The sequence below is a fragment of the Pricia mediterranea genome, from assembly GCF_032248455.1.
Classification (GTDB): Bacteria; Bacteroidota; Bacteroidia; order Flavobacteriales; family Flavobacteriaceae; genus Pricia; species Pricia mediterranea.
Map to the genome: position 1 here is coordinate 656,507 of NZ_JAVTTP010000001.1, position 17,831 is coordinate 674,337.

21 protein-coding genes are annotated in these 17,831 nt (G+C 47.5%); 12 read left to right on the forward strand and 9 right to left on the reverse strand.

The window, feature by feature from the left end:
- Nucleotides 1–199 precede the first annotated feature (199 nt).
- The gene (locus RQM65_RS02745; protein ID WP_314012564.1) at nt 200–631 is read left to right on the forward strand and encodes a hypothetical protein; all 432 of its coding nucleotides are present in this window, start codon (nt 200–202) and stop codon (nt 629–631) included.
- A gap of 106 nt (nt 632–737) precedes the next feature.
- Here the strand turns inward: RQM65_RS02745 and RQM65_RS02750 are convergent, their stop codons facing one another.
- Complete coding sequence (locus RQM65_RS02750; RefSeq protein WP_314012566.1) at nt 738–1,223, reverse strand: YciE/YciF ferroxidase family protein; 486 nt, start codon at nt 1,221–1,223, stop codon at nt 738–740.
- A gap of 234 nt (nt 1,224–1,457) precedes the next feature.
- Here RQM65_RS02750 and RQM65_RS02755 point away from each other — a divergent pair, with 234 nt between their 5' ends.
- A complete protein-coding gene (locus RQM65_RS02755; protein WP_314012568.1) occupies nt 1,458–1,823 on the forward strand; it encodes a hypothetical protein in 366 nt (121 codons plus the stop codon).
- Nucleotides 1,824–1,885: 62 nt separating this feature from the next.
- Nucleotides 1,886–2,125 carry a DUF7218 family protein gene (locus tag RQM65_RS02760; RefSeq protein WP_314012570.1) on the forward strand — a complete coding sequence of 80 codons (240 nt, stop codon included), beginning with the start codon at nt 1,886–1,888 and terminating at the stop codon, nt 2,123–2,125.
- Between the two features lie 59 nt (nt 2,126–2,184).
- Here RQM65_RS02760 and RQM65_RS02765 read toward each other — a convergent pair whose 3' ends face one another.
- Both RQM65_RS02765 and RQM65_RS02770 read right to left on the reverse strand, forming a co-directional pair.
- Nucleotides 2,185–2,343, reverse strand: a complete 159-nt coding sequence (locus tag RQM65_RS02765; protein ID WP_314016772.1) for an SDR family oxidoreductase — start codon at nt 2,341–2,343, stop codon at nt 2,185–2,187.
- Between the two features lie 47 nt (nt 2,344–2,390).
- Nucleotides 2,391–3,128 carry a DUF3891 family protein gene (locus RQM65_RS02770; RefSeq protein ID WP_314012571.1) on the reverse strand — a complete coding sequence of 246 codons (738 nt, stop codon included), beginning with the start codon at nt 3,126–3,128 and terminating at the stop codon, nt 2,391–2,393.
- Nucleotides 3,129–3,400: 272 nt separating this feature from the next.
- Between RQM65_RS02770 and RQM65_RS02775 the strand changes: the two genes are divergently transcribed.
- The gene (locus RQM65_RS02775) at nt 3,401–4,258 is read left to right on the forward strand and encodes an SDR family oxidoreductase (RefSeq protein ID WP_314012572.1); all 858 of its coding nucleotides are present in this window, start codon (nt 3,401–3,403) and stop codon (nt 4,256–4,258) included.
- A gap of 112 nt (nt 4,259–4,370) precedes the next feature.
- Here the strand turns inward: RQM65_RS02775 and RQM65_RS02780 are convergent, their stop codons facing one another.
- Entirely contained in the window at nt 4,371–5,456 is a 1,086-nt protein-coding gene (locus tag RQM65_RS02780; protein WP_314012574.1) for a PepSY-like domain-containing protein, read from the reverse strand.
- Between the two features lie 293 nt (nt 5,457–5,749).
- Between RQM65_RS02780 and RQM65_RS02785 the strand changes: the two genes are divergently transcribed.
- Nucleotides 5,750–6,217, forward strand: a complete 468-nt coding sequence (locus tag RQM65_RS02785) for an arsenate reductase family protein (RefSeq protein ID WP_314012575.1) — start codon at nt 5,750–5,752, stop codon at nt 6,215–6,217.
- A gap of 272 nt (nt 6,218–6,489) precedes the next feature.
- On the opposite strand, the gene RQM65_RS02790 is transcribed toward RQM65_RS02785, so the two are convergent.
- The 4 genes from RQM65_RS02790 to RQM65_RS02805 form a co-directional block, all read right to left on the reverse strand.
- Nucleotides 6,490–6,810 carry a four-helix bundle copper-binding protein gene (locus tag RQM65_RS02790; protein ID WP_314012577.1) on the reverse strand — a complete coding sequence of 107 codons (321 nt, stop codon included), beginning with the start codon at nt 6,808–6,810 and terminating at the stop codon, nt 6,490–6,492.
- 195 nt (nt 6,811–7,005) lie between these two features.
- Nucleotides 7,006–7,449, reverse strand: a complete 444-nt coding sequence (locus RQM65_RS02795; RefSeq protein WP_314012579.1) for an Hsp20/alpha crystallin family protein — start codon at nt 7,447–7,449, stop codon at nt 7,006–7,008.
- A 137-nt stretch (nt 7,450–7,586) separates the two neighbouring features.
- Nucleotides 7,587–8,048 carry a response regulator gene (locus RQM65_RS02800; protein ID WP_314012581.1) on the reverse strand — a complete coding sequence of 154 codons (462 nt, stop codon included), beginning with the start codon at nt 8,046–8,048 and terminating at the stop codon, nt 7,587–7,589.
- Nucleotides 8,049–8,290: 242 nt separating this feature from the next.
- Nucleotides 8,291–9,238 (reverse strand): CHAD domain-containing protein, encoded by a 948-nt coding sequence (locus RQM65_RS02805; RefSeq protein ID WP_314012583.1) that lies wholly within the window; start codon nt 9,236–9,238, stop codon nt 8,291–8,293.
- A 242-nt stretch (nt 9,239–9,480) separates the two neighbouring features.
- Between RQM65_RS02805 and RQM65_RS02810 the strand changes: the two genes are divergently transcribed.
- The 3 genes from RQM65_RS02810 (at nt 9,481) to RQM65_RS02820 (ending at nt 14,873) form a co-directional block, all read left to right on the forward strand.
- Nucleotides 9,481–10,119 (forward strand): hypothetical protein, encoded by a 639-nt coding sequence (locus RQM65_RS02810; protein WP_314012585.1) that lies wholly within the window; start codon nt 9,481–9,483, stop codon nt 10,117–10,119.
- 232 nt (nt 10,120–10,351) lie between these two features.
- Nucleotides 10,352–13,042 (forward strand): pyruvate dehydrogenase (acetyl-transferring), homodimeric type, encoded by a 2,691-nt coding sequence (gene aceE, locus RQM65_RS02815; RefSeq protein ID WP_314012586.1) that lies wholly within the window; start codon nt 10,352–10,354, stop codon nt 13,040–13,042.
- A gap of 148 nt (nt 13,043–13,190) precedes the next feature.
- Nucleotides 13,191–14,873, forward strand: coding sequence for a 2-oxo acid dehydrogenase subunit E2 (locus RQM65_RS02820; protein ID WP_314012587.1), 1,683 nt, complete (start codon nt 13,191–13,193; stop codon nt 14,871–14,873).
- 17 nt (nt 14,874–14,890) lie between these two features.
- Here RQM65_RS02820 and RQM65_RS02825 read toward each other — a convergent pair whose 3' ends face one another.
- A complete protein-coding gene (locus tag RQM65_RS02825; RefSeq protein ID WP_314012588.1) occupies nt 14,891–15,313 on the reverse strand; it encodes a VOC family protein in 423 nt (140 codons plus the stop codon).
- 238 nt (nt 15,314–15,551) lie between these two features.
- Between RQM65_RS02825 and RQM65_RS02830 the strand changes: the two genes are divergently transcribed.
- The 4 genes from RQM65_RS02830 (at nt 15,552) to RQM65_RS02845 (ending at nt 17,778) form a co-directional block, all read left to right on the forward strand.
- Complete coding sequence (locus RQM65_RS02830) at nt 15,552–15,770, forward strand: hypothetical protein (protein WP_314012589.1); 219 nt, start codon at nt 15,552–15,554, stop codon at nt 15,768–15,770.
- Between the two features lie 51 nt (nt 15,771–15,821).
- On the forward strand, nt 15,822–16,526 hold the full coding sequence (locus RQM65_RS02835) for a photosystem reaction center subunit H (RefSeq protein ID WP_314012591.1): 705 nt from the start codon (nt 15,822–15,824) through the stop codon (nt 16,524–16,526).
- Between the two features lie 272 nt (nt 16,527–16,798).
- The gene (locus RQM65_RS02840; protein WP_314012592.1) at nt 16,799–17,398 is read left to right on the forward strand and encodes a fasciclin domain-containing protein; all 600 of its coding nucleotides are present in this window, start codon (nt 16,799–16,801) and stop codon (nt 17,396–17,398) included.
- A 104-nt stretch (nt 17,399–17,502) separates the two neighbouring features.
- Entirely contained in the window at nt 17,503–17,778 is a 276-nt protein-coding gene (locus RQM65_RS02845; protein WP_314012594.1) for an erythromycin esterase family protein, read from the forward strand.
- The last annotated feature ends 53 nt before the right edge of the window (nt 17,779–17,831 follow it).

A 17,831-nucleotide genomic window follows, 5' to 3' on the forward strand; every position in this document is an offset into this window, starting at 1 on the left:
TTTAACTGTATAAAACATTGCCAGCCAACCCCTCACAAAGATGATCGATATCGTTAAACTACTCTTTTATACGACTAAAAAGTCTGCCCGTCATTTATCAATTTTATCACGAGCCTTCGGTTATATCCTCTCAAGGCAAGAAGATGTAGACCGAAGATTCAATACCGTATATAATGTTAATCCTTAAAATGTAAATACCATGAAGAAAATGTTAGTTCTCAGTTTATGTATGTTGGCTTTAGTCGGACTTAGTTCGTGCGACAATGATGACAGTTCCGGTACCAATTTCGAGTTTAGGGCCCTAAAGGTTACCGATGCCGAATTGCCGGATTCCTTTCAGTTGGGCCGTACCTATGAAATCGTCGTCACCTATGAACGACCCGATGCCTGTACCTATTTTCAAGGTTTTGACGTGTATCCCGAAGACACTGCGGTGCGGGAAGTCACGGCCATTGGTTGGGAAGACGTTGACCGCGCCTGCACCCAACAGATCATAGAAGGCACCAACAGCTTTCTCTTTCGGGTCATCCATGAGAAAGACTATACCTTCCGGTTTTGGCAAAGCGAAAATGCCGACGGGGAGCCCCAGTACCTAGAGATGACCGTACCTATAGATACGACCTCCAGCTGAATCTAAAGGCCGAAACTCAAGATCGATGCCGGATTCCGCGACCGCCAACAAACAAGGGACAACAGATTGTTGTCCCTTACCTATATAATTATATCCAAAAGAAAAATTAGGACATAGCTTCCTTGTTCAGTCGGCCCTCAGCAAGTTTGTCCAACTTTTCGTCCGCCACATACTCCTCGTCCAAGGTTTCCTGAAGTTTTTTGGCAATATCGGAATGTCCCAGCTCCTTGGCATAGCGTACGGCCGTTCCGTACCCCGAAATCTCGTAATGTTCGACACGTTGGGCCTCGGCGATAAGACCCGCATCCATGACATCATCGTCTTCGGCCTCCTCGATAAAGCTTTCGGCCTCCTTGACCAAGCCTTGCATCGCCTTGCAGGTTTCGCCCTCGGGATCGATATCGAGCTCCTTGCAAATATCCTCCAAGCGCGTCTTATGATTTTTGGTCTCTTCCAGATGGCTTTCAAAAGCACCCTTCAGTTTATCGTCGTTGGCTTTTGATGCCATTGTGGGCAGGGCCTCGGTAAGCTGCTTTTCGGCACTGTACAAGTCCTTCAGTTGATGCTCGAATAATTCTTCCAAATTTTTCATTTCTATTTTATTTTTGAGGTTAATATCACTGCTAAACTAGCGAAACTACTAGCTGAAAATTAATCCGATTAGGTGTAATCTTAACATTAAAAATATCTTTTACCGGTTTGTTTCTTAGAGGGTTGTAGTACAAGTTAGTTTCATATCGATTCGGTTAATTTTAAGTTGTAATGGGATAATCCAGTTGCACATCCGCGTCTAATTTTATTCTTATTAACCTTAAAAATTACTGTTATGGACAAGAATAGAAAGTATAGGGAAGAGGATGCGAAAAACGATGAGTTTACCGGGCAGTCGAATTTAGAAAAAAAGGACGCCGACACTGCATACGTGACTGCGGACGAAGCTGGCCGCAATGATGCTGCCGCTAGGGACTATGACGATTCCGATACGGATTATTACGACGATTCCGATACGGATTACGAAGATTTGGAGGATCAATGGTACGAGATCGAGGATGAGTACCGAACCCGTTATTCCGATATTACGGACGAGGATGTAAAGGTTGAACCGGGTCGATTTGACCGCACCGTAGATCGGATAGCGCGCAGAAGGGGTAAAACCCCCAATGAAATCCGCGACGAAATCGATAATTGGTAATTACAGGCGACTGTACCGCCGCCCCAACGGCGGCGGTTTTTATAATTTTTAAACATTTTGTTATGCCAAATCCACAAATAAAGGACGAAGAAAAATATCAAGCCTTGCGAGACAAAGGCTACAGCGAGGAAAAAGCGGCCCGCATCGCCAATACCCCCGATTCGGGAAAAAAAGGCGGAAAGTCTGAAAAATACGAGAAATGGACCAAAGAGGATCTCTACGAGCAAGCCAAGAAAGTGGGCATTGAGGGCCGCTCTAAAATGGACAAGGGGGATCTCATTCACGCCTTACGGAATAATTGACGTATGCTGCGATGGATTCTCGGTAAGTCGGTCCCACAAGGTGCGGCGAAGATTGCCTGCTAACCGAATGCGGTTTCCATCGAACCTCCATCGATGCGTATGTTGCTGCCGTTTATAAAACTGGCGTGTTCCGAACATAAAAAGGCAGCCCTTGATGCCACTTCTTCGGGTTGCCCCCTACGCTGTATGGCGATATGCGGTCTTTTAGTCTGATTAATAGTACCCGTCTTATAATTTCACATCAATAAAGGCCGAACCTTTGGCATTATTTTTCAAATTGTATTTCCTGCAAGTGCACCTTGACAGCCTTCAGTTCGGCTTCCAATTCGTCATTGTCCTTAAAATCCGATTTCAAAAGCAGCCTATATTCAAAGTTTAAGCTGAACTTTTGTTTTTCAAAAGGCCAAGGAGACACCGATATCGAATCCTCCCCACCCTTAGAAATAAAATGGGGTATATCGCCAAGCGCAGCATTGATCTCGAGTTTGCGGCCGAGCGTTGGAACCTGATCTTGGCAGAGGATGAGGGAGCAACGGTCGCAGAACCGCATCAGGTCATAAACGGTGCTTGCGGCTTCCTTATCAAGCCCGTACAGGTTTCGTTGTTTTACCCTTTCCTCCCTTACATTTTTGAGGAACTTTTTCAGGGGCTTATAAGCTTCGGCGAGTTCCGAATAGAGAAAATCGAGATGGTGTCCGACCAACATCGCGGTGAACTGCGATTTTTGGGTCGCGTTGCGATAGACGCGTTCGGCATGTTCATAAGCCTCCTCGTCCGTTTCCCCTGCCATTCTATAGTCCAACGGCATTCCTATTTCGGTAAGATAATCCTGTTCCCCGAAATCCAAAAGATAATCGTCATGTTCGATAATGGCGGTCAAAGTGTCTAGCCATTGCTCCGGTCTGAAATCAAGTTTCAACTGCTCGGCCAATTTTCCCGCGAAAAGCCCGTGCGTATAATGGGAAATAATTTTCCATCCAGTCTTACGATGTACTACGATCATGCTATTGCCGATTAGCGGATTTAAAACCAATGTTATGTTGAATCAAAAGCGACGCACCAGAAACTGGTTATTACGAAATTCTAGATTAATAAGGCAGCGTCTTGCCCCAATTGGAATAAAAGTTATCCCTTTTCCAATTTACACCGGATGCCAAAAGAACCAGTTTCCTTCCCTTGCCGTGCAATAAGGTTAATATCCTTCCTTTTTGGGATATATAATTTCGACAGGAGAAAATATCTTTACTCCCAAGGTAAAATCTAAAAATAATACACATGACGACCGATAGAAAAAACGAAAAAGAGCATCAAAATGACCAACCTGGAGCACAACATAAAATGCAAAGTATCCCCGAGACCATTCGTGACGATTATAGGGGAAGCGAAAAACTGAAGGGGAAAATAGCCCTGATTACTGGCGGCGACAGCGGTATCGGGAAAAGCGCTGCCGTTCACTTCGCCCGGGAAGGGGCCGACCTCGCCATCATTTATTTAGAAGAGGATGCCGATGCCGATGACACAAAACGGATGGTCGAGGAAGAAGGTGGGCAATGTCTCCTGATCAAAGGCGATGTTAAGGATAGAACTTTCTGCACAGAGGCCGTTGAAAAAACCCTCGATAAATTTGGGAATCTGAACGTAGTGGTCAATAATGCAGCGGTACAATTCCCGGAGGAAAGTTTAGAAGATATAGAAATCGACAATCTGCATCGCACCTTCGAGACCAACATCTATTCTTATTTTTATTTGGGTAAGGAAGCATTGAAACATTTAAAGACCGGGGACGCAATCATCAACACCACCTCCGTCACCGCTTATCGCGGATCGCACCACCTGATCGATTATGCCAGCACCAAAGGGGCTATCGTCTCCTTTACCCGGAGCCTATCTAAACTTCTGGCAAAGAAGGGAATCCGGGTTAACGCTATCGCACCGGGACCGATATGGACGCCCCTTATCCCCGCGACCTTTGGCAAGGAGAAACTCGAAAATTTTGGGAAGAATGTTCCAATGGAACGCCCCGGGCAACCTTCGGAACTCGGTCCGGCCTATGTATTTTTGGCATGCAAAGACAGCAGTTACATCACCGGACAGGTGCTACACATCAACGGGGGTGAAATTATTGGGGGATAGGATAGCATTCCACCTTTTCTCAAAAAATAACGCGACAAAAAAAAGACCGTGGGAGCACGGTCTTTTTTTGTAGGATAAAAATGGGGACTGTTTGTTTGAAGGATTACATATACTATTGATTCACGGGCTTCCCATCCTTATCCAAATGCAAGGTTTCGGTGGTTTTCACCTCGATTTTATACTCACCTTGTTCGTTTCGGTGTATCTTTTGAACGCTGGCATCGGGATATTTGCTGTCAATCGCATCCCTTACCTTGGAGGGTAATTGGTTTTTGCCAATTTTGCTGTATCCTAGGTCTGAATCGGAAGACATCTCGTGCATCTTCTTCTTCTTCTTCATCTTCCCACTATCGTCGGCCGACCTATCTTTCATGTTCATATCCCGGACACCTTCATCCGACATTTTTTGCATGTTGTCTTGTGCATCCCTTTGATGCAAAGAATCGGTCTCGCCCTTCATTGTAGCCGTCATTTCTTCGTCCATGGTCGGGGCACCCTCTTGTACATTTTGGGTTTTCTCGTCCATGGCATCGTTGGCCTGTTGACGGACATTCTGTTTTTCTTGGTCCATCTGATCCGCGGCACGCTGTTCGACGGCGTCCGTATCACCATATTTGGAGGCATCTTCGTTGTCGCCATCCTGTACCGATGGATAAGACCTGTCGTACATTTCCTTTGGAGCTGCTTGCTGGGCATTCTGGGTTTCCTCGTCCACCGCATCGTCAGTTTCCTGTTTGATGGCATCCGCATCTTCATATCTTCTGGCGCGGTCGGTATCCTCATCCTGCTCTTGCACCTGGGGCTCCTGTTCCTGTTCCTGTGCCCGTGGGGGCGTGTCATCTTCTTTCATCGGCTGGACGTCCTCCTGTTGCACGTCTTGCGCCCCTTCGTTCACAGGTGCGCCCGACTCTTGTTGGTCTGCATTTTGTGCTTGTTCGTCAATAGGTTCGACAGCTTCCTGTTCCTCAACGTCGCCATCCTGATATCGTTCATGGGCTTCCGTTTCCCGTTCCGTAGGAGTCAGTCTTTCGTTTTCCGTGGGATCGTCCAGTTCCTGCGTGGGATTATCGGTTATGCCTTGCGTGGGGTCTACCTGTTGCTCGGTGGGCTCTGTCTGTTGTTCCGTGGGATCTGGGACTTGCCCGTAGGCAGTCACACATCCTAGCCCGATAAGGGCCGTAAAAATTAGCTTTTTCATACTACGTGATTTAGTCTTAATTTTATTAATACATTTATTTTACTCCTTTAAATATATAACGTTAGCACCCTAATAACGGTCGCTATCCATGGTATTATTGACCCGTTTCCGTCCAGCTCAACATTGAGGTAGTAGTAAGGGGCAAGGCGGATTATGCCCAACCCACGTCAAGTCAAATTACCATAATGCTATTACGAACTTCTTTGATGCAATAGCGGGTAAAATGGGACTGTATAAAAAAACGTTCGTATATTGCACATGCAGAATTAACGTAACAAAAAATAATGGGCGTTTTGAAAAAGGATGAAAGAAAATTGAGCTATATCTATAGTTCGCAATCAGATCTGGGCAAGAAAGTATTGGCGTATGTGGAATCGATCGATAAGGGAATCGTTACCACTGATATTTCCCAGGACAAGCTCGGGGATACTATTTGGACGGAGATATTGGATGCGCTGGACATGACTTTTGAAGAACTGCTTAGTACGGACCGGCCCAATACCCGGGAAATCGTCCCCGATGGCGATTTCGACACCAACGATTGGCTTAAGATTCTGGATAAAAATCCTGTGCTACTGCAACACCCCATTGCCATCAACGGCGATAAGGCCAAACTGATTCAATCGCGAGCGGATATCCTTCCGTTCTATGAGGTCGATTCCGCGGGAATTGAACAAAGTCCGACTGAAGGCCAACCCGATATTTCACGACGTACAAACGGGGAAGGCTTTGTGCCCGACACCGACGAGAACCAAAAATAAAAACAAGGGCCTGAGTAGTAATCTACCTTTTTAGAAGGACATGCTTATCCTTTTCGAAACCTAAACCTTACGTAGACAAACGCCTCCCAATCTCAAAACAGCGGCCCATTATTTAGAAAGGCCAATGGTTTTATGTTTTAGGTCCCAACGTCTTAGGTCCAAATTTGATGTTTATTGATAAGGCGGATATCCATTTATAAAAAAGTATGTCCCGACAACTGCCTTTTTTTGACAGTCGTCGAGACACCGAAAATCCGTAAAGCGTGCCGGGCTTAAGCCGCGTATGCTGCACAGGCCTCCGCACATTTCCTACAGGCTTCGGCACAATCCTGACAATGCTGGTGCTCATGTTTTGAACATTCTTCCGCACAAGCTTCACATATTTTCTTACAATAATCCACCAATCCCTGAACATCGGAATAGGAGGTGGCGAGTACCTGTGAAAGGGTGCTGCACACTTCGGCACAAACCCTATCGGTCCGGATGCAAGTGACCATCATTTTGACGTTGTCCTCGTCTAAACAGGCATCCGCACAATAATTACAGTGATTGATACAATTGCCGAGGGCGTGGATTAATTTTTCATTTCTCATGGGAACTGATTTATAGGTTACACTCTTAGTTCGTTTTTGTAAATCCGAATGCTTCGAAATCTACATGGCACAAATTAAACTTAAGGCCTGCCACGGAATGACCTTATCAAACAAAAGATTGTTCCATATAGGAAGTGGGACCCATTCATAAATAGTCCATGCCCATTCACAATCCATTTGCTTTCTCAGTTGGCCCTACTTTTCGTCGATTGAAATCTGACGGGGCGGTTTTGGACGTGCTTCCTCTTTTTTAGGAATGGAAAGCTTTAAAATTCCATTTTCGTAATTGGCCTTGATCTCCTCATCGTTTACGGAGTCGGGCAACGAAAAAGACCTTCTAAAGGAACTATAGCTGAACTCCCGCTTAGTGTATTTACCGCCCTCATCCTGTTCTTCGTTCTCTTTTTTGATTTCGGCAGAAATGCTTAGGACATTGTTCTCTATATTAATGTCAAAATTGTCTTTTTGCATTCCAGGGGCCGCGACCTGTATTTCAAATTGTTCGTCGGACTCCTTTACATTGACGGCAGGAATTTTCGTTCCCGTATCGAACATATTGCCTTGACCGGACCATTCATCATCGAAAAAATCTTCCATAAAAGAGGGATACATTCCTCCTGTTCTTCTAACTAAACTCATGACAAAACATTTAGGTTAAACTTCATTTTCAAGCTTAAAATTTCAACTTTTCGCCAAAAAAGATCAGTTGTAAAAATTATAAAATTACTCCAATCGATACGTTCGATAGAGTTGCAGGAAATACCGATCGAGTTACTTTACTCCGAATAATTGATGATGGCCTGACCCCCTAATGGATTTTTACGGACCGACTCGATGGCCTTTTTGAGCGCGTTCTTCAGCACTCTAAACGACGAAGGTTTTCTAAGGTATCTTTGGACTCCGGAGTTGAACAGCGCCTCTACCCTGGAAAGGTTCATTACCGTAGAATAAATGACCAAGCTAATGGAATCGAATTGTTCTTCGGTGCGGATATGCGAAAGACAGGTTTCTCCGCTCATTTCCGGCATATATAGATCCAGAAAAATGATGTCCGGTAGCGGCTCATCGGAATGCAGGTGGGCGAGCAGCTCTTTTCCACTCGAAAAAAGAATCAGTTGTACCTTGGCATCAGCTTCCTTTAAGGCCTCTGCAAAAAATTTTCGGTCATCCTCATCGTCATCCACCAAAAATACGGTGCAGTCGTACTCGTAAGGATCAAGTGTTTCGTTCCCTGTCATAGCATTTTGTTTTGATCATTGGTAGGCCATAGCACTACTCTAGCGGTATATACTCACTGGGAACTATTCGCCTACCTGTTAGTTTTAGGTATTGAACAGTTTTCCATTCTTGATACAAGTTAAAACTATTGTCGGGCTATCATTGTTCCTATTCGATCGGGTTTTGTCTCTAAAAAGTCCGATCCTGATAAGGTTCAAGGTTCAACCTTTTCCAGATGGGTGGCTAAAGACTTTGCTTTTCCCTAATCTTCAAGGGTATCTAGAGGTAAGGGAAATTCTTTGTGGACGGCCAACTGTGCCTCCCAAAGCGTCTCTATCCATGAAATTAAGGTGCTGGGTTTATAATGGTAAAGTTTTTTGCCGAGCAAAAGCGCATATTCCTGCAATTGTTGGCGATGGCCTTCGATAAGTGTCGAGAGCAGGTAGGGGTTGCCATCGACCTCGGCATAGGGATGGTCTTCCGTCTGTTCTAAAAATTTGTTCAACATATACAGGTCTCTATCGGTGCCAAGGGCATCGGAAAGCCGGTGCAATTCATCCTCCCAGGTCCTGAGAACCTCGGGCCAGATCGGGGCTATGGTCAGCATTTGATAGCGCAGGTATTTGACCCGCTTGCGCCATTCGTGGAAGGCGTCGGGGGACCGGGATTCTGCAGCTTCCCAAAAGGCTTTTCGGCCCCTTTTATAGGTGCGCTTGAGACCCGGGCTTATCGATTCGTGACTATCGATGTCCATCGGCAGTACGGATAAGGCCTCGCACTTTTCGGATGTGTTTTTACGGATTTTTTTTAACATCCGATTGTCTTGTAATACCTTCTTCGCCAAATCGTCACGGTAGGCCAAAAGCAGTTTCCGCGAATCGGAAAAGGCATCTTTATATAGTTTGTCCTCGAACTGTTTTTCGATCAGGCCGACGGCCTCAAGCATCGCCTCGGCATCGCGAACTTCCGAAATAGTCCGTGCCTCGTCCCTGAAAAATTGGTTTTCTTCTTGGTATCGGTCCGTCGTATCGCGCACCAACCGCAGCACCGCCCTGATTTTCTTAAAGTGCTTTCGAATCTCGTGGACGGTTTCGTGCGGGTCAACTTCCGATTTTGTTTCAATAATCCGAAGAGCTTCTTTACATTCACTTTGTAAGATTTGGCGAATACTCTCCGTTATTGCCTCGATAGTGTCAAGTTTCAATTCCATATCCTATTTCGATCTAATTTAAATATATGGAATATAGGATATGGCATTTGTCTCAAACCAAACAAATTATAGAACTATTCAAACGAAAACGTTTTAAAACGCAATCGAGTTAAACCAGCGAGCAATCGAACTCATTCATCCCTCAATTTATACGTATCTTTAATCTACCAATAAAGATGAATGTATATTTCCGCTTTGAACGCTATTGAGTTTCGATCATAAAGCGGAGTAATAAGGTTCAAATGATCAAGACGAAAGAAGTACGTTGGTTTTTTAAGGAGGATAAGAAAGCTATTAGAAGTTGGTTCGAATCGCAGGGAATGGACCTCTTCCATCAACGCGAGGATTTGTACCTGCAATTGGATAGCGAGAACGTGGGCGTAAAGTTACGGGAGGGCTTGGTAGAGATCAAGCATCGCGTCGGTAACCGCGCTAGGGGGCAATTGATTTGCGATAAATCCGGATATTTCGAGAAGTACATCAAATGGAGTTTAAACGCGGATGAACACGATCCGACAGTCGCCGAAATTCTCCAGGGCGATATGGAAAGATGGGTGTCGGTGAACAAAGCACGATGGGCGGTACTGATCGTGGAAAACAACGGAGAGTTGGAGCAACGCCCCTTGACCTATGAGGCCGATTGCGGATACCAGATCGAATATACCAAAGTACATGTGTACGACTGTGAATGGTACACCTTCGGGGTCGAATGGTTCGGGAACAGACTTTTGGAACCGGATACCGCGATGATGTCCGATATAATCGAAGATACCACCTTGAACATGAAGGATTCCCTGGGATATGCCGAGTTCCTGAAAAGGTTGAACCCCGAACGGAAAGGCTGCCAGGTCTTGGAAGAGACCGTCCATAATGGGTTTTAGATGTTGACATAAAGATAAAAGGAAGATGGAGCAAGGACAGAAGAGGCGATTTAATAACGGCTTTTGACAAGCTGCCCGAATCCTTTAGTTCAGGTCGAGAGATAAATCATTTTTCCCGTTGCTTTTGATTAAGATGGATCCTTTCAAGCTAAAACTTCATTGTTTTGAACCGATATGCCCCCCCCAAAATCCCTTAGCTTGGGAGAAATCTTTGAAAGATAACCTCAAGTCTATGGCAAAAGCGAAAAAAACATCGGAAACCCGGAACGGCCCCTCGGATATGCAACTTGAAAATAAAGAATGGTTGGCCTCTTTTCGATGGGTGATGGAAAACGAATCGAGAGAAAGGGCATCCGAACTGCTGCAACTGCTCCAAAGCGAGGCGGGTAAATCGGGCATCCGGCCCCAGCAACCTTTTACTACACCCTATATAAATACCCTGTCCACCGAAGCGGAAACGGCGTACCCCGGTCCGCTCGATATCGAGGAAAAACTCATGGGCTATATCCGATGGAACGCCATGGCCATGGTCGCCAGGGCCAACCGCGAACACTCGGGTATCGGGGGGCATATTTCCACCTACGCTTCCATATCCAATCTATGGGAAGTCGGGTTCAACCACTTTTTCAAGGTGTACGAAGACGGTTCGGCCGATAACATCTACTTTCAGGGCCATGCCTCTCCTGGCATCTATTCCCGCGCCTATCTGGAAGGTCGGTTGGCCAAGGTGCAGCTGGAAAACTTCCGGAGGGAAATCCATTCCGAAAAGGGACTCACCTCCTACCCTCACCCCCGCCTGATGCCCGATTTTTGGGTCCACCCAACCGTTTCGATGGGCCTGGCCCCAATCATGGCGATCTACCAGGCGCGATTCAACCAATACCTGCATCATAGGGGACTCACCGAAACGAACGATAAAAAAGTATGGGCCTTTCTGGGCGACGGCGAAATGGACGAACCAGAAGCCCGTGGGGCCATCAGCATTGCGGCGCGCGACAAATTGGAGAACCTCATCTTCGTGGTGGATTGCAACCTACAGCGGCTCGACGGCCCCGTACGCGGAAACCATAAAATCATTCAGGAACTGGAAGGACTGTTCCGCGGGGCGGGATGGAACGTCATTAAGGTTTTATGGGGAAGCGAATGGGATGCCCTTTTCGAAAAGGATAAACAGAACAAGTTGATCCAGCGCCTCAATAAAATGCCGGACGGGCAGTTGCAAAAACTGGCCTTCGAAGGGGGCGAGTATATTAAGGAACAGTTGTTCGGCGACGATGAAGACCTAAAGGCCGTTGTTGAAAACATCTCCCCCAGCGAGTTGGAAAGATTCCGGAGGGGCGGCCACGATCCTTCCAAAATTTACAATGCCTATAAGGCGGCGGTCGAACAGAAAGGCCGGCCCAGCATCATTCTGGCCCAAACCATTAAAGGATACGGTCAAGGAGATGCCGGTGAAGCCAGCAACGTATCCCACCAGACCAAGAAAATGGACGAAGAGGGACTCCGGTATTTTCGGGACTACTTTAATGTGCCCCTTTCCGACGACGACCTGGAGGACATTCCTTTTATAAAACCCGAAGAGGAAAGCGATGTCCACCAGTACCTGCAAGAGCGACGAAAAGAACTCGGCGGTTACATCCCGCAACGAAAAGACCGAAGCGATGCCTTGACAGGACCGGATCCCGCAATTTTTGAAAAATTTTTCGAAGGTTCGGGCGATAGCGAGGTGGCCACGACCGGGGTACTGGTAAAGATCCTGAGCCAACTGCTCAAGGATGAAAACCTAGGCCATTTGGTAACGCCTATCATTCCCGATGAATCGCGCACTTTCGGACTCGAACCCCTGTTCCGGCAGGCGGGCATTTTCGCACCCGAAGGTCAGAGCTACGAGCCCGTCGATAAAGAGACCTTGCTTTACTACAAAGAGGCCAAGGACGGAGCGGTTCTTGAGGAAGGAATCACCGAGGCCGGGTGTATGGCGGAGTTTATCGCGGCGGGTACCGCTTATCTGGACCACGGACTCAATATGATTCCCTTTTATTTTTTCTATTCCATGTTCGGCTTCCAACGCACCGGCGACCTGATGTGGGCCGCTGCCGATGCCGGGGCCAAGGGCTTTTTAATCGGAGGCATCGCCGGCCGTACCAGCCTGCCCGGCGAGGGTCTGCAACACCAAGACGGCCAAAGCCAGCTGTACGCCTATGCCTTTCCAAACCTGATGGCCTATGACCCCGCCTTTGCCTATGAGATGGCCGTCATCGTGCAGGACGGCATCCGGCGAATGTACACGGACAAGGAAAATATTTTCTATTATATTACCGCGGGGAATACCACCTATAGTATGCCCGAGATGCCGGAAGATTGCGAAGAAGACATTCTAAAAGGTCTGTACCGCTTTAAAAAATCCACCCAGGAAAAGGAAAGAAAAGCCTACCTGTTCGGGAGCGGAGCGATTATGACGGAAGTGCTCTCCGCCGCCGAGCAGCTGGAACAAGAATACGAAGTAAGTACGGATGTGTGGAGCATTACCAGCTACAAACGACTTTATGACGATGCCATCGATACCGAAAGGGACAACCGGACCAAGGCGCAATTGAACCCCCGGCCCAACTATATCCAAGAATGTCTCCAGGGCGAAAAAGGGGTGTTCGTCGCCGCCTCCGACTACGTAAAGACCCTGCCGGAATCGATTGCCAAATGGTTCCCCCATAAATTAACGGCCTTGGGCACCGACGGCTTTGGCCGCAGCGATACCCGCGCCGAACTGCGAAAATTTTTCGAAGTGAACGCCGACCATATTTGCTATGCGGCATTGTACGACCTCGCAGCGCGCGGGGATTTACCGACGGAAACCTTGCAAGAAGCCGCCAAAAAATTGAATATTGATGCGAATGCGAAAAACCCGCGTACGAGGGACTTGTAAGAGACGAAGCTACTAGAACCATCTCCTTTGCCCGGCCCTTGATGGGTTTTATAAATTATGGATTTGGGAGGTAACGGCAGGCGGCCACGCTGGGGAGGGATAGGTCGCCGAACGGACCATCAAAAAATCTTAACAATAAAAATCAGTTATGGCTAAAGAAATAAAAGTACCCCAAATCGCGGAAGGCGCCGATACGGCTACCGTAACCGAAGTTTTGGTCGTGGAAGGGGATAGTATCGAGAAAGACCAAAGTTTGATCGTGGTGGAATCGGATAAGGCCTCGGTCGAAATCCCCTGCCCCGAAGCCGGTACGGTACAGTCCATCAAAGTGGCCGAGGGTGATGAGCTACACGTGGGCGATGTCATTCTCAGTCTCGAAACGGCGGATTCCGAAGCGTCCGGCGATGATGGGGACAAAGCGGACGATGCAACGAACGCCGAATCAGACGGGGATTCGTCTCAACAGGATGAGGACAAGGATGATGACGAAGCAACCGAGGACTCTTCATCCCAAGAAAAAGCGGACAAAGGAGAAAAGCAAGCCAGTGACTCCCCACAAAAGGAAACCGGGAAGAACGATGACGAAGGAGCAGGGGATGCCTCAGCGGAAGGTCAAGCCGGTGACCCCGCAACCCAGGGGAAAGCGGACAAAAAGGAAAAGCAGACTGACAAGACCCCGACCCAGGAAAAGGCCGGAAAGGAAGATGCCGAAGCAACTGGGGGCAGCTTCTCAAATGATGAGGCCGACCAGACCTCGCCCCAAGATGAAGCCAAGAAAGACGATGGCGGAAATAATGGGAATACGGAGACCCATAAAGATAAGAACGATGAGGGAGCGCAACAAGACGGGGACGACTACGACGTCGATTCCGATTCCGACGTCGATTCCGATTCCGGTCGTGAGCCGGAAACGGCCGCGGAGTCCAAAAAAGAAACAAAGGCTCCTGAAATTGGCGCCGCCCCGGGGGTACGCCGTCTGGCCCGGGAACTGGGCGTGGACCTCAGCGCGGTGAAAGGCAGTGGCGAGACGGGCCATATCAGCCAAAAAGATGTAAAGAACCATATAAAAAACAGCGGTGGAAAACCGGCGAAGTCCGAATCCCTATCCTTGGCGGACTTCACAAAATGGGGCGAGATAGAGACCCGACCACTCTCCGGTATCCGACGTGCCACGGCCGAAACCGTTTCGGAATCATGGCGTAGCATTCCCCACGTGTTCCAGTTTGAGGAGGCAGAACTATCGGGCATTGAGGAGTATATCGAAAAACACTCCGAAAAGGCAGAAGAGGCCGGCGGCAAGCTCACCCTTACCGCGGTGCTGGTAAAAGTTGCCGCGGCGGCCTTGCGTCAATTCCCTAAGTTCAATGCGAGTATTGATATGGCTCGGGAAGAGCTTATCCTTAAAAGCTATGTGAACATCGGGATTGCCGTGGACACGGAAAGAGGGCTGTTGGTGCCTGTGCTGAGGGATGTAGACCGGAAATCCATTATCGACCTTTCCCTCGAAATCACCGAACTCGCCCAAAAAGCGCGGGAGGGTCAACTTAGTCCAGATGCGATGCAGGGCGGCAACTTCACCGTTTCTAATCTAGGCGGAATCGGCGGCACCGGCTTTACGCCCATTATCCTTCCTCCGCAAGTAGCCATCCTCGGGGTGTCGCGTGCCAAGAAGAAACCCGTTTTTCTGGACGGAAAATTCGGGGGGCGCACCCTATTGCCCCTTAGCCTATCGTACGACCATCGCCTGATCGATGGGGCCCAGGGCGCCCGCTTTCTGGACTGGATCGCCCGAGCCCTCGAAGACCCGTATTCCGCTTTACTGGAAGGATAAAAACTGCTACAGGGCTGCTATGCTTCTTCGCTACAGCTCACCATCCATTTGATACCGAACTTGTCGGTACAACTGCCGAAGTAATCGCCCCAGAACTGCTCCCTCAGGTGCAGTTCGATTTCCCCGCCTTCGGAAAGGGCTTGGAAAAGACGGTCGGCCTCCGCTTTTTTCTCAGGTTCGAGTAAGATATGCACGTTGTTCCCCACGTCAAGGCTCGAAGCGGCGCTTGTCAGCACATCGGAAGCCATTAAGACGGTATTTTCCGCTATGGGTAAGGCAATGTACATGATACGGTCGTGGTCTTCCGAGGTGAGGTTGGGGTTATCGGGGCCGTCGGCCATCCTTTGAAGGGTGAGAAACTCTCTCCCGAATACAAATCGGTAAAATTCAAAGGCTTCTTCCGCCTGACCGTCAAAATTTAAATAAGGGTGCACTTTCATAAAATTGGATTCTAAGAAATACGTTAGGGCCTGTTAGTACTGACCATTGGATAATTGACTACTTTAAATTAAGATATGACATTGGTAGCAGGGCAACTGTTGGTAACGCCATAAATTTTAACCCTAAACCAACTTCATTTTTTTTCACCTGCTACATCCATTAACGTCAATATTCATGCGGAACGGGTCAATGTCTTTTTCCATAAACTTTATCTTTAACTTATCTAAATAATACACCATGGCAGAAATCAAAATAAGAAAGAAGCGTCCCGTTTGGCCCTGGATTCTTGTGGTGCTGGTCATCTTGGCCGTAATCGCTTTCTACATTCTTGGCCAGAACAACGAAGAGCAAGGCGAACCTCCGAAAATAGGACAGGATGAACGGATGGAAAATGATACGGTACAGCAGTCCTCCCTATCCAAAAATGGAGGCTTCAATTTCATTGGATGGGCCTAGTCAGAATAATAGCAGTTTGGATGGCCCGTAATTCTAAATCAAACCCTTAGCATGAAGAAAAAAGAAAAATATTTATACTATTTAAACGAACTTTCGGACTACAAGGTCGATGACAAGTATGCTGATGTACGCGACTGGGTCGTCAAGGATGCGACCATGCGGCCTATCGGCACGGTCACGAATCTTTTGGTCAACAAAATTTCCGAGCGGGTGGTCTATCTCGATGTCGAGGTCGAGCCATCGATTATCGATGCTAAGCATGACCCGTACAAAGGGCCTGCGAATAGCGAAGTTCGTGAATTCATCAATGAAAAAGGGGAGAACCACATCATTATTCCCATCGGACTTGTCGATATCAACATGGCGGAAGAATATGTCTTTACCGAAGAGATCGACCATAAAACCTTTGCGGAAACCAAAAGGATTCGGAGGGACACTCCCATCGTTAGAGATTACGAAAATGCTGTTTTGGATTCCTACGGGCGCAGGTACGTACATACCCCTGCAAACCGGAAAGCCGACGCCGCCGAAGGCACTGACGAAGTGGTCCGGGAAAGCCGCATGGATAAAATCAAAGACCGACATAGCATCGGGGAGTATCGCGATGATGATAGTTTTGATAAAAATTTTAAAGCAGGGACGCAGCAGCGTTCTAACGAAAACGACAGGGACCAAGCCTACGACGAGCAGGCTGAAAGGGAATTTTATGGCAGAAGCGAGTTTGACGATTCCCGATTCCATCGAAAGAAGGAATAACCACTCCATCGTATTATCGATCGTATTATCATATGCCAAGAGACTAACCTCCGAGTATTAAAGCTCAGGTAATTGCAAGGCGAGGCAGACAATTCCGGTTGCTCCGTCAATGCGACGTTCGAACTCTTTGCTTCCATCATGCTGAATGCGGAAAAACAAAAGTGGATGCAATCCATCTTTTGCGACAAACATCTCATTTTTTACGTCAAATTATTTTCGCAAATCAAGCTATATTTTACCCAGTTATTTACAATAATTAAAATCACAACGCTATGATTCACAGTAAACTATTTGGCATTTTAGTGCTGGTCGGCATCTTCGTCACATCTTGTGGGGAAAAGAAAAAAGATGTCGATGCGGCCGAAAAATTGGATGAGGCACTAAGCGTAGAGGCCTACGAAAACAGTAAGGAAGACAGCATACAGTCCGCCGTGGACGCGATAATCGATCGTGAAGATTTTGCGACCCTGACCAAGGGGCTAAAATCCGCCGAACTTATTGAAACCCTAGACGGTAAGGATTCGATCAGCCTGTTCGCCCCCACAAACGACGCCTTTTCAAAACTTCCGGAAGGTAAGGTCGCCGACCTGATGCAGCCCGCCGGTAAAAACACCCTTATTTCTATCTTGAAGTATCATGTTGTCAAGGGCAACCACAGCCTCGACGACTTAAAGTCACAATTAAACGAAAATAACGGGGCCTTGGAGCTCGAGACCCTTGAGGGCGAAGTACTGAAAGTTTCAATGGAAAACGACGAACTGCTGCTGACCGACCCCAACGGTAACACGGCGAAAATCGTCAAATCGGATATCGCTGCAAGTAAGGACGCCATCTTCGGTATCGATAACGTGCTGAAGCCTGATCAATTATAGGGCTTGGAAGGGTTGAGAATCGATTCCATACCGTTATGTTATGAAGGCCAGGTTAAACGATAGCAAATGTTTCAGCGTATTCGTTTCTCCTAAAGAAACAGTCCATGAAACTTGTAGCTGTGGCATGCTTTAAAAGCGTTAAAACGGATTTTAATTCCGACGCCCTCAGCGACTATGAGGCCTTGAGCCGCTCGATTTCCCATCGTGCCGTAGGCGTGCTCTATCGACCGGAATATGAAAGCCTCGGCCATTATGTGCCGACCGCCGTGCCCAAGCGCTACGACCATTTCTTGTTTTTCGATACCACCGAGGCCCTGCATCCGATGGATGTGGATGTCGAAAGTTCAAAAGTTCCCGAAACTTTTCCCTTCGGAATATAAAAAATAGGGCTGTCGCGTGTTAGGATGCAGCATTCTTACTCACAGAATTAAAC